At 68.9% G+C, this 12,101-nt stretch carries 8 protein-coding genes; all 8 read left to right on the forward strand.

Translation table 11 applies throughout. The features are described 5' to 3' along the window. Positions 1-102 precede the first annotated feature (102 nt). The 8 genes from ACWV14_RS08535 (at position 103) to ACWV14_RS08570 (ending at position 12,069) form a co-directional block, all read left to right on the forward strand. On the forward strand, positions 103-1,665 hold the full coding sequence (locus ACWV14_RS08535; RefSeq protein ID WP_454907349.1) for an alkaline phosphatase D family protein: 1,563 nt from the start codon (positions 103-105) through the stop codon (positions 1,663-1,665). A 99-nt stretch (positions 1,666-1,764) separates the two neighbouring features. Then, positions 1,765-2,775: an aldo/keto reductase gene (locus ACWV14_RS08540; protein ID WP_454907348.1), complete on the forward strand. Its 1,011-nt coding sequence runs from the start codon at positions 1,765-1,767 to the stop codon at positions 2,773-2,775. A 185-nt stretch (positions 2,776-2,960) separates the two neighbouring features. After that, the gene (locus ACWV14_RS08545) at positions 2,961-4,454 is read left to right on the forward strand and encodes an efflux transporter outer membrane subunit (RefSeq protein WP_454907347.1); all 1,494 of its coding nucleotides are present in this window, start codon (positions 2,961-2,963) and stop codon (positions 4,452-4,454) included. Between the two features lie 4 nt (positions 4,455-4,458). Next, positions 4,459-5,694 (forward strand): efflux RND transporter periplasmic adaptor subunit, encoded by a 1,236-nt coding sequence (locus ACWV14_RS08550; protein WP_454907346.1) that lies wholly within the window; start codon positions 4,459-4,461, stop codon positions 5,692-5,694. Beyond that, positions 5,691-8,870 (forward strand): efflux RND transporter permease subunit, encoded by a 3,180-nt coding sequence (locus ACWV14_RS08555; RefSeq protein WP_454907345.1) that lies wholly within the window; start codon positions 5,691-5,693, stop codon positions 8,868-8,870. The genes ACWV14_RS08550 and ACWV14_RS08555 overlap by 4 nt, the downstream gene beginning before the upstream one ends. 51 nt (positions 8,871-8,921) lie before the next feature. Beyond that, entirely contained in the window at positions 8,922-9,629 is a 708-nt protein-coding gene (locus ACWV14_RS08560) for a heavy metal response regulator transcription factor (protein WP_454907344.1), read from the forward strand. Further along, positions 9,626-10,999 (forward strand): heavy metal sensor histidine kinase, encoded by a 1,374-nt coding sequence (locus ACWV14_RS08565; protein WP_454907343.1) that lies wholly within the window; start codon positions 9,626-9,628, stop codon positions 10,997-10,999. The genes ACWV14_RS08560 and ACWV14_RS08565 overlap by 4 nt, the downstream gene beginning before the upstream one ends. Positions 11,000-11,130: 131 nt before the next feature. Further along, positions 11,131-12,069 carry a DedA family protein/thiosulfate sulfurtransferase GlpE gene (locus ACWV14_RS08570; protein ID WP_454907342.1) on the forward strand — a complete coding sequence of 313 codons (939 nt, stop codon included), beginning with the start codon at positions 11,131-11,133 and terminating at the stop codon, positions 12,067-12,069. Positions 12,070-12,101: the final 32 nt, after the last annotated feature.

Consider the following 12,101-nt stretch of genomic DNA (forward strand, 5'->3'; position numbering starts at 1 on the left):
CCGGCTTCACCGGGCCGTTTGACCGCGCCGTTTGACAGGTCAGAGCGAACCGGACGACATTGCCGGGATGATCGATTTCAACGTGAACGCCGCCGCGTGCAAATGAAGAACGCGGCAATTCAGAAGCTTTCCCGCCGGCACCTGCTGTTCAGCGGCCTTGCGGCCGCTTCGATGGGCCATCCCTTCCTGAGGTTGAACGCGCAGCCAGCGTCGCGGGCGCTGTTCACGCTGGGCGTGGCCTCGGGCGCGCCGACAGCCGACGGCTTCGTGCTCTGGACGCGGCTGGCCCCCGAGCCCCTGCAAGGCGGTGGCATGGGCGATGCCCCGGTGGAGGTGCGCTGGGAAGTCGCCGACGACGAAGGCTTCAGGCGCGTGGTGGCGAAAGGCGCGGCCACCGCCACGGCCGAGTTCGCGCACTCGGTGCATGTCGAGGTGCGGGGCCTTTCTCCGGGCCGCTGGTACTGGTATCGCTTCACGGCCGGCGGCGCTCGCAGCCCAGCCGGGCGCACGCGCACCACGCCCACCGAGACCGACGAAGCCTCGCAGCCGCTGCGCTTCGCCTTCGCCTCCTGTCAGCACTACGAACAGGGCTACTACGCCGCCTACCGCGACATGGCCGAGCAGCCGCTCGACTTCGTCGTGCACCTTGGCGACTACATCTACGAAAGCTCCCGCGCTTCGCACCAGGTGCGGCGCCACGAGGGCGGCATTCCCACGCAGCTGGCGCAGTTCCGCGACCGCTACGCGCTCTACAAGGCCGATCCGCAACTGCAGGCCGCGCACGCCGCCTTCCCCTGGCTCGTGACCTGGGACGACCACGAGGTGGCCAACGACTACACGAACGACGTGTCGCCGCGCACCGCCGATCCCGCGCAGTTCCTAGCGATTCGCGCTGCCGCTTACCAGGCCTGGTACGAGCACATGCCGGTTCCCGCCAGCATGCGCCCGCGCGGCGCCGATGCCACCATCTATGGCCGCCACCGCTTCGGCCGCATGCTCGACGTGCTGCTGACCGACGGGCGCCAGTACCGCTCGCACCACGCCTGCCTGGCCGGCCGCAGTGCCTCGCCGCTGGCCGATTGCGCCGATCGCCTTTCGCCCGCGCGCAGTCTCTTCGGCGCGCAGCAAGAGGCATGGCTGGCACGCGAGCTCGCGGCACCGCCCGCGCGCTGGACCGTCATCGCCCAGCCCACGCTGCTGGCCGAGGCCGACCGCAAGCGCGGCCCGGAGCACGGCTACTGGATGGACGGCTGGGACGGCTACGCCGCCGCCCGCGCGCGCCTGCTCGACGGACTGGCAGCGCACAAGGCGCGCGGCGGCAATGCGCTGGTGGCCAGCGGCGACGTGCACGCCTTCTGGGCCGCCGACCTGCGGCAGGTCGATGTGCAGCAGGGGCCGTTGGTCGCGACCGAGTTCGTCGGCGGCGCCATCACCTCCGAAGGGCCGAGCGCCGCCAGCGTGGCCAACATGCTCGCGAAGAACCCGCACCTGCGCTACGGCCGGGCCGACAGGCGCGGCTACGCGCTCATGACGCTCGACGGGCGCGGCTGCGCGGTCGAGTTCCGCGCGGTGGAAGACGAGAAGACGGCCGACTCGCCGGTCGGCACCATGGCCCGTTTCTCGGTAGAGCGCGGCGCGCCCGGCGTGCATGCGGAAAGCACCTGAAAGCGCCACCCGCCTGCAGGATTGCGCGGCCGTGCCTATGATGGCCGCCGCCCCTTCCATCCTCATTTCTCATCACCCCCTGAGCGAGAACCGAACACCATGAGCATTCCCACCACCCGTCTCGGCCGCACCGGCCTCACCGTGTCCCGCCTCGCGCTCGGCACCATGACCTTCGGCCTGCAGACCGACGAGACCGTGTCGCACCAGATCCTCGACAAGGCGGCCGAAGGCGGCATCAACTTCCTGGACACGGCTGACGTGTATCCGCTCGGCGGTACGGTCGAGACCACCGGCCGCACGGAAGAAATCATCGGCCGCTGGCTGCAGAAGCAGGGCCCCACGGGCCGCCGCCGTTTCGTTGTCGCCACCAAGGCGGTCGGCAAGGTCGGCCCCAACAGCTGGGACCAGGGTGCGTCGCGCAAGCACCTGCTGGACGCCATCGACGCTTCGCTCAAGCGGCTGCAGACCGACCACGTCGACCTGTACCAGCTGCACAGCGACGACCGCGAGACGCCGCTCGAAGAAAGCCTGGAGGCGCTCGACGTCATCGTGAAGTCGGGCCGCGCGCGCTATGTGGGCGTGTCGAACTTCCTGGCCTACCGGCTGGCTCGCGCGCTGGGCAAGGCAGAGCTGCACAAGCTCACGCGCTATGTGTCGGTGCAGCCGCGCTACAGCCTGCTTTTCCGCGAGATCGAACGCGAGCTGCTGCCGCTGGCGGGCGAGGAAGGGCTGGGCGTGATTCCCTACAACCCGCTGGCCGGCGGCCTGCTCACCGGCAAGTACAAGGCCGGCGCCAAGCCCGAGGACAACACCCGCTTCACGCTCGGCACCGCGGGCAACATGTACCAGGACCGCTACTGGAACGAGCGCAGCTTCAACACCGTGGCGCAACTGCACAAGCTGGCGGACGAAGCCGGCGTGCCGCTGGCCACGCTGGCCGTTGCGTGGGTGATGGCGAACCCGCTGATCACCGCGCCGCTGCTCGGCGCGAGCCGGCCCGACCAGCTCGATGCGACGCTGGCGGCTGCCGAATACAAGCTCGATCCGGCGCTGAAGCAGAAGCTCGACGAGTTGACCGCGGAATATCGCAAGGGCGACGCGCCGCGCTGAATGGTGTTTCTCCTTCCCCCGCTGGGGGAAGGCCGGGATGGGGGCAGGCAGAGCGCTCGATGGGACGCCGCCGTGCCCCCACCCCAACCCTCCCCCAGCGGGGGAGGGAGCAAAACGCAAACTGTCAGAACTGTCAGTTAGTCGACAGCGAGGGGTTTGAAGGGGTTGCCTAGAGTGGCCCCATCATGGTCCTCCCTGACGCACCCCCCCTATCGCGCGCGGCCCTCGCGCTGGCCGTCCTGCTCCTTGCGGGGTGCGCCGTCGGTCCTGACTACGCCCGCCCGCAGATGGACGTGCCGACCGCCTTCAAGGAAACCGGCGGCCCCTGGAAGACCGCCGCGCCGCAGACCATCGACGCCAACCATCCCTGGTGGGACGCCTATGGCGACAGCACACTCGGCGCGCTGATGGTGCAGGCCAACGCGGCCAACCAGAACATCCGCGTTGCCGAGGCCCAGTACCGCGAGGCGCAGGCCGTCACCGCCGCGGCGCGCGCCAACTTCTTCCCGACCGTCGGCCTGAATGCCGGGGCCGTGCGGGCGCAGAGCAACAGCACCGGCGTCGTCAAGCTGGGCACCACCGACACGCTGGGCCTGGGCGCGAGCTGGGAACCCGACCTGTGGGGCTCGGTGCGCCGCTCGGTGGAGGCCGGTACCGCCAGCGAGCAGGCCAGCGCCGACGACCTGGCCGGTGCGCGCCTGAGCATCCAGACCACGCTCGCGCAGGACTACCTGCAGATCCGCGTCATCGACCTCGAGCGCGACCTGTATGCCAGCACCACCACCGCCTATGCCAAGGCGCTCGAACTCACGCAGCACCAGTACGCCGCCGGCACCGTGCTGCGCTCCGACGTGGCACTGGCCGAAAGCCAGCTCAAGACCGCGCAGGCGCAGGCGGTGGACCTCGATGCGCAGCGCGCGCAGCTCGAGCACGCCATCGCCGTGCTGACGGGGCAGGCGCCGGCTTCGTTCTCGCTGCCGCCGCTGGAGTCTTCGGGCCAGCCGCAGACGGCCGAGTCGCTTTCCTCGGCCTCGGCGCTGCATGTGCAACTGCCGGTCTCGCCCACGGGGCTGCCGTCGGAATTGCTCGAACGCCGGCCCGACATCGCCGGCGCCGAGCGCCGCGTGCAGGCCGCCAACGCCAACATCGGCGTGGCCAAGGCGGCGTACTACCCGCAGATCACGCTCAGCGCCAGCGGCGGCTTCAGCGCGGCCAGCCTTGCCACGCTGTTCAATACGCCCAGCCGCGTGTGGTCGCTGGGCGCGGCACTCGCGCAGACCGTGTTCGACGGTGGCCTGCGCAAGGCCCACACCGACCAGGCCGTGGCCGCCTACGACGTCTCCGTCGCCCAATACAAGCAGACCGTGCTCGGCGGCTTCCAGCAGGTGGAAGACAACCTGGCCACCCTGCGCGTGCTCGACAGCGAATCGACGCTGCAGGCCGACGCCGTGCGCGCCGCCCAGCTCGCCGAGCGGCTGGCCCTGGCCCAGTACCGCGCCGGCACGGCCACCTACCTGAGCGTGGTGACGGCGCAGACGCTGTCGCTCACCAACCAGCGCACCGCCGCGCAAGTGCTGGGCCGGCAGCTGGCCGCCAGTGTCTCGCTGATCGCGGCCACGGGTGGCGGCTGGAGTGCCGCCGATGCCTTCGCAAGCGCCGACAAGATTTCCAGGAATTGATGCCATGACGACCACACCCACCACCGCCACCGGGCACCCTCTGTTCCAGCGCCGATCGACCTGGCTCGCCACCGCCACGCTCGTACTGGTGCTGGGCGGCGGGGCCTGGGCGCTCACCCACCAGTCCGCCCATGCCGCCAAGCCCGAGGCCGCCCAGGCACCGCCGCCGGTGCAGGTGACCACGGCGCGCGTCAAGCAGCAGGAAGTGCAGGTCTACCGCAGCGGCATCGGCACCGTGGCCTCCATGGCCACCGTCACCGTCAAGGCCCGCATCGACGGGCAGCTCGACAAGGTCGGCTTCGTGGAAGGGCAAGACGTCAAGGCCGGCCAGCTGATCGCGCAGCTCGACCCGCGCACGCTGCAGGCGCAGCTTGCGCAGGCGCAGGCCACCAGGGCGAAGGACCAGGCCACGCTCGCCAACGCCCGCGCCGACCTCAAGCGCTACACCACGCTGATCGCGCAGGACGCCGCCACGCAGCAGCAGCTCGACACGCAGAAGGCGCTCGTCAACCAGCTCGAAGCCACCGTGCAGAACGACGCCGCGCAGGTGAAGTACGCCGAGGTGCAGCTGAGCTTCACGCGCATCTCGTCCCCCATGGACGGCCGCGTCGGGGCGCGGCTGGTGGACCCCGGCAACATCGTGCATGCGGCCGACACCAACGGGCTGGTGGTCATCAACCAGATCGACCCCATCGCAGTGCAGTTCACGCTGCCCGAAGACGCGGTGCAGGACATCAACCGCCTGCAGCAGAAAAGCAGCCAGCCGCTGACGGTGGTGGCCTACGACCGCAGCGGCGCGCAGATGCTGGGCACCGGCAAGCTCATCTTGCTGAACAACCAGATCGACACCACAAGCGGCACCGTGCAGCTCAAGGGCAGCTTTGCCAACCCGCAGCATTCGCTGTGGCCCGGCCAGTACGTCAACGTGCGGCTGCAGCTCGACCGCCGGCCCGATTCGCTCACCGTGCCCGCCGCCGCCGTGCAGCGCGGCCAGGACAGCACATACGTCTGGGCGGTCGATGACGAGAACAAGGTCAGCAACGTGCCGGTGCATGTGGTGCAGATTGCCGACGGCACTGCCGTGATCGACAAGGGCCTGAGCGCGAACCAGCGCGTGGTGGTGGACGGCCAGTACAAGCTCAAGCCCGGCGCCACCGTCATCGAGCCGCCGCCCGCGCAGAAGGGCGCGGCCGGTGGCGGCGCCGACGCCAGGAAGCCCGCAGGCGGGAGCAGCAATTGAGCATTTCCGCCACATTCATCAAGCGCCCCATCGGCACCACTCTGCTGGCGCTGGCCATACTGCTGGTCGGTGCAGCGGTGTTTCCGCTGCTGCCGGTGGCGCCGCTGCCGCAGGTCGACTTTCCGACGATCCAGGTCTCTGCCAGCCTGCCCGGCGCCAGTCCGGAGACCATGGCCTCCAACGTGGCGCAGCCGCTGGAGCGCAACTTCTCGCTGATCGCGGGCCTGTCGCAGATGACATCGACCAGCGGCCTGGGCAACACCCAGATCACGCTGCAGTTCGACCTCGACCGCAGCATCGACGCCGCCGCGCTCGACGTGCAGGCCGCCATCAACGCGTCCACCGGCCAGCTGCCGGCCAACCTGCCGAGCCCGCCCACCTTCCGCAAGGTGAACCCGGCCGACGCACCCATCCTCATTCTGTCGGTGCAGTCGAAGACGCTGCCGCTGACCGAGGTGAACGACTACGCCGACAACATCCTCGCGCAGCAGATCTCGCAGATCTCGGGCGTGGGCCTGGTCAACATCGGTGGCGTGCAGAAGCCGGCCGTGCGCATCCAGGTCGACCCGGCCAAGCTCGCCGCGCTGGGCCTGAGCCTGGAAGACGTGCGCACCGTGCTCTCGTCGGCCACCGTGAACGCACCCAAGGGCACGATCGACGGGCCGAACCAGAGCTTCACCGTCTACACGAATGACCAGCTTCTGAAAGCGCAGCCCTGGAACGACGTGGTGCTGGCCTACCGCAACGGCGCGCCTATCCGCGTGCGCGATCTGGGCGTGGCGGTCGACGGCCCCGAGAATTCCAAGATTGCCGGCTGGGCCTACGCCGGTGCCGCCGCGCCTGCCGGCAGCAACGTGCAGAACGGCCGCTCCATCGTGCTCGCCATCACCAAGCAGCCGGGCGCCAACGTGATCGAAACCGTGGACCGCATCAACGCGGCGCTGCCGCGGCTGAAGGCGTCGATTCCGCCGACCATCGACGTCAACGCCATCATCGACCGCACGCAGACCATCCGTGCCTCGGTGAAGGACGTGGAGTTCACGCTGCTGCTGACCATCGCGCTGGTGGTGGCCGTGATCTTCGTGTTCCTGCGCAACGTGCCGGCCACGCTCATTCCCAGCGTGACGGTGCCGCTCGCGCTGCTGGGCACGGTGGCGGTGATGTACCTGCTGGGCTACAGCCTGGACAACCTCTCGCTCATGGCGCTGACCATCGCGGTCGGCTTCGTGGTGGACGACGCCATCGTGATGCTGGAGAACATCTACCGCTACGTCGAAGAGGGCATGACGGCGATGGAGGCCGCCTACAAGGGCGCGGGCGAGATCGGCTTCACCATCATCTCGATCTCGGTGTCGCTGGTGGCGGTGTTCATTCCGCTGCTGCTCATGGGCGGCATCGTGGGGCGCCTCTTCCGCGAGTTCGCGGTGACGGTCACGCTGACCATCGTGGTGAGCGTGATCATCTCGCTCACGCTGACGCCCATGCTGTGCTCGCGCTTCCTCAAGAACGAACACGGCAGCAAGCACGGGCGGCTGTACCTGCTGTTCGAGCGCGGCTTCGACGCCATGCTCAACGGCTACAAGCGCGGGCTGCACGTGGTGCTGGACCACCAGTTCATCACGCTGATGGTGTTCATTGCCACGGTGGCCGCCACGGGCGTGCTGTTCGCGGTGATTCCCAAGGGCTTCTTCCCGCAGCAGGACACCGGCTTCATCTCGGGCTTTGCCGAGTCGGCGCAGGACGCTTCCTTCGCGTCGATGAACGCCCGCATGATCCAGCTGGCCGACGTGGTGCGCAAGGACCCCGACGTGACCGGCTTCGGCATGAACGGCAGTTCTTCCACCTACAACACCGGCAACTTCTACATCAGCCTGAAGCCCAAGGACGAGGGCCGCACCGCCACCGCCGACGAGATCATCACGCGGCTGCGCCCGCAACTGGCCAAGGTGCAGGGCGTGAACCTGTTCCTGCAGGCCGGGCAGGACATCCGCGTGGGCGGCCGTGCTTCGCGCACGCAGTACCAGTACACGGTGACCGACGCCGACCTGGACGAGCTCAACACCTGGGCGCCCAAGCTGCTCGCGCGCTTCAAGCAACTGCCCGAGCTCACCGACCTGGCCACCGACCAGCAGAACGCCGCCGCGTCGGCCGTGCTGACCATCGACCGCGACCGCGCATCGAGCTTCGGCATCACGCCGTCCACCATCGACGCCACGCTCTACGACGCGATCGGCCAGCGCCAGGTGGCACAGTACTTCACGCAGCTCAACAGCTATCACGTGGTGCTGGAGGTAACGCCCAGCTTGCAGCAGGACCCGGCGCTCTTCAGCAAGCTCTACCTGAGCTCGCCCATCACCGGGCAGCAGGTGCCGCTGTCGACCTTCGTGAAGGTGGACACCAGCAAGACGGCTTACCTGTCGATCAGCCACCAGGGCCAGTTCCCGGCGGTGACGATCTCGTTCAACCTCGCGCCCGGCGTGGCGCTGGGCGACGCGGTGAACGCCATCAACAAGGCGCAGGCCGACATGGGCCTGCCGCAGTCGCTGACCGGTTCGTTCCAGGGTACGGCGCAGGCCTTCCAGGATTCGCTGGCCTCGCAGCCCTACCTGATTGCCGCGGCGCTGGTGGCGGTGTACATCGTGCTGGGCCTGCTGTATGAGAGCTACATCCACCCGCTGACGATTCTCTCGACGCTGCCTTCTGCCGGCGTGGGGGCGCTGCTGATATTGATGGCGGGCGGCTACGACCTGAGCGTGATCGCGCTCATCGGCATCATCCTGCTGATCGGCATCGTGAAGAAGAACGGCATCATGATGATCGACTTCGCGCTCAAGGCCGAGCGCGAGCAGGGCATGTCGCCGCAAGACGCCATCTACCAGGCCTGCCTGCTGCGCTTCCGCCCCATCATGATGACGACCATGTGCGCGCTGCTGTCAGGCCTGCCGCTGATGCTGGGCCACGGCTCCGGCTCCGAGCTGCGCCGCCCGCTGGGCTACGCGATGGTCGGCGGGCTGATACTCTCGCAGGCACTCACCCTGTTCACGACCCCGGTGGTCTACCTGTACCTCGACCGCGCCCACTACTGGTACCTGAGCCGCAAGGAAGCGCGCAAGGCCCGCAAGGCCCGAAACGCCGAGAAGGAAGGCAAGGCCCCGGTGCCGGCCGAGGCGCACTGACGAGCGCCGGCCGACACCATGGACAGGGACGGAGACAAAGAAAAAGACGCCATGAAGATCCTGATTGTCGAAGACGAGCTGAGAACCGCGGACTACCTCTCCAAGGGTCTGACGGAGCAGGGCTGTGCCGTCGACATGGCACACAACGGCATCGACGGCCAGCACCTGGCGCTCACGCACGACTACGACGTGATCGTGCTCGACGTGATGCTGCCGGGGCAGGACGGCTTCTCGGTGCTGCGCGCGCTGCGCGCCGTGAAGCAGACGCCGGTCATCATGCTCACCGCGCGCGACCGCGTCGAAGACCGCATCAAGGGCCTGCACGAAGGCGCGGACGACTATCTCATCAAGCCCTTCTCGTTCCTTGAGCTGCTGGCACGGCTGCAGGCGCTGAACCGGCGCGGCCGCAAGCAGGAGCCGATGCAGCTGCGCATTGCCGACCTGCAGATCGACCTGCTGGCGCGCAAGGCCCTGCGTGGCAACACGCGTATCGACCTCACCGCCAAGGAATTCGCGCTGCTGGCCGTGCTGGCCCGGCGCCAGGGCGAGATCCTGTCGAAGACGGCCATCGCCGAGCTGGTGTGGGACATGAACTTCGACAGCAACACCAACGTGGTCGAGGTGGCCATCAAGCGGCTGCGCGACAAGATCGACGTGCCCTTCAGCCCCAAGCTGCTGCACACCATCCGCGGCATGGGCTACGTGATGGAGGTGCGCGACGGAGACGGCGCCGTCGAAGGGGAGGGTGCCGCCCCGTGAAGCGTTCCATCACGGCGCGGCTGGTGCTGATGTTCGCGGCGGTGGCGCTGGCCACCTTCGCGCTCACCGGCGCCGCGCTGCACGGCGTGCTGGCGCGCGAGCTCGACCGGCACCAGTTCGACGAGCTCAAGATCGGGCTCAAGAACATGCAGTACTCCATCGAACGGGTCGGCACCGTCGACCGCTGGGCCCGCGTGCAGGCCAAGATGGACACGCTCACGCCCGAGGATGGCAGCGTGCGCTTCTGGGTGCTGTGCGACGACCCGCGCTTCCAGTACGGAAAGGGCCTGGCCGAGATCCAGCGCATGAGCCATGACGCCGACGGCCGCGGCAGCATCCTGCTGCCGGGCCGCAGCGAGCCGCTGCACACGCTGTCGGTCCACATCGAGCCGCTGCTGGACCGCCCGGCCGTGCGGCTCATCGTCGGCAGCGATTCGGCCCCCTACGCCCACACGCGGCATGCGTTCCTTACCGCACTGGTGGCGCTCGGGCTGGGTGCGGTACTGGTGGTGGCGCTGGCCGGCTACTGGATTGCCCGCGTCGGGCTGCAGCCGGTGAAGCAGCTGTCGCGCGAGGCGCAGGCACTGCGGCCCAAGACGCTGTCGCAGCGGCTGCGCTCGGAGGCCTTGCCGGTGGAGCTGTCGGCGCTGGCCGAAGCCTTCAACGGCGCGCTCGCCCGGCTCGAAGAAGCCTACGGCCAGCTGGAGGCCTTCAACGCCGACGTGGCGCACGAGCTGCGCACGCCGCTGGCCAACCTCATCGGCAGCACGCAGGTGGCGCTGTCGCGCCAGCGCAGCGCCGGCGAGTTCCAGGAAGTACTGCAGGCCAACCTCGAAGACCTGGAGCGGGTGCGCTCCATCGTCAACGACATGCTGTTCCTTGCGCGCGCCGACCGCGGCGAGGTGGCCACCGGCCTGGTGCTCACGCCGGTGGCTCAGGAAGTGCACAAGACCATCGAGTTCTTCGAGTTCGTGCTCGACGAGACCCGTACGCAGGTGTCCGTCGAGGGCGACGTGCACACCGAGGCCCGGCTGGAAAGCGCGCTGTTTCGCCGCGCCATGTCGAACCTGCTGCAGAACGCCATCGAGCATTCGGAGCCGGGCGCGCACATCGCCGTCACCCTGCGCGAGGAAGAAGCCGTGACCTGGATCACCGTGTCCAACCCCGGCGCGCCCATCGACGCACAGCACCTGCCGCACCTGTTCGATCGCTTCTACCGCGCCGATGCCTCGCGCAACGACCGGGGCGAGCACCACGGCCACGGACTGGGGCTGGCCATCGTGAAGGCGGTGGCGAGCATGCACGGCGGACAGGTCAGCGCGTCGCGCCAGGGCGGCCTGAATACCTTCGGCTTCAGCGTCGCGCGGTAGCGCTCCCCCCGCGGCATCCCGCGAATGTCCGGGGCGCGGTACGTTCTTGGGCCATGCCGGAGAATCGCGGTTCGCATGAACCGCACGCAACCCCCGCAATTTCTTCTGCCGGCATCCGGACAAGGGCAGCCATGGCGCAGCTGATGTCGCTGCTGGTGCAGAACGCGATCCTGGTGGTGTTTGCCGTCAGCTTTGCCGCGCGCCTGGGGTTGCCCGTGCCGGCTGCCGCCGTGCTGGTGCTCACCGGCGCGCTGCTGGCGGCGGGCGACGTGTCCGTGCCCGGTGTGGTGCTGGCCGCGGTTGTTGCCAACCTGCTGGGCGACGCGGCTTGGTTCTATGCGGGCCGGCGCTTCGGCTACCGCTTCATGCGCCTCCTGTGCCGCATCTCGCTGTCGCCCGACACCTGCGTGCGGCGCGGCGAATCGCTCATCACCGACTGGGGCGGGCTGTCGCTGGTGGCGGCCAAGTTCGTGCCGGGCGTGTCGGTGGTGGCGCCGCCGATGGCGGGGGCGCTGGGCATGTCGGTGCGGCGCTTCATCGGCTTCGACATTGGCGCGGCGCTGGTCTGGACCGGGCTGTTCCTCGGGCTGGGCTGGGTCTTCCGCAACCAGATCCAGGAGGTGCTGGCCATCATGGCGCAGGCCGGCGGCATCGCCACGGTGGCGCTGGGCGTGCTGCTGCTGGTCATTCTTGCGGTGCGCTACTGGCGCCGCCGCGCCTTCATGCGGCTCACCGGCATGCCGCGCATTTCGGTCGACGAACTGCACGAACTGCTCGCCAGCGAAGAGCCGCCGCTGGTGATCGACGTGCGCGGCAAGGCCGGCATGCAGGTCGATCCGCGCCGCATTCCGGGGGCCATGCCATACACGCTCAAGGCGCTGCAGCAGCGCAACCTCGACCTGTCGCACGCCCTGGGCCGCGACGTGGTGCTGTACTGCAACTGCCCCAACGAGGTCTCGGCCGCGCAGGCCGCGCGCGTGCTGCTGGCCCGCGGCGCGCGCCGAGCGCTGCCGCTGACCGGCGGGCTCGACGCATGGGTGGCCTCGGGCCGGCCGACCAGCGTGGATTGAATCCAGGGTTGCCTCGGCGGCCATCTGCAGAA

The sequence above is a fragment of the Variovorax durovernensis genome, assembly GCF_977011995.1.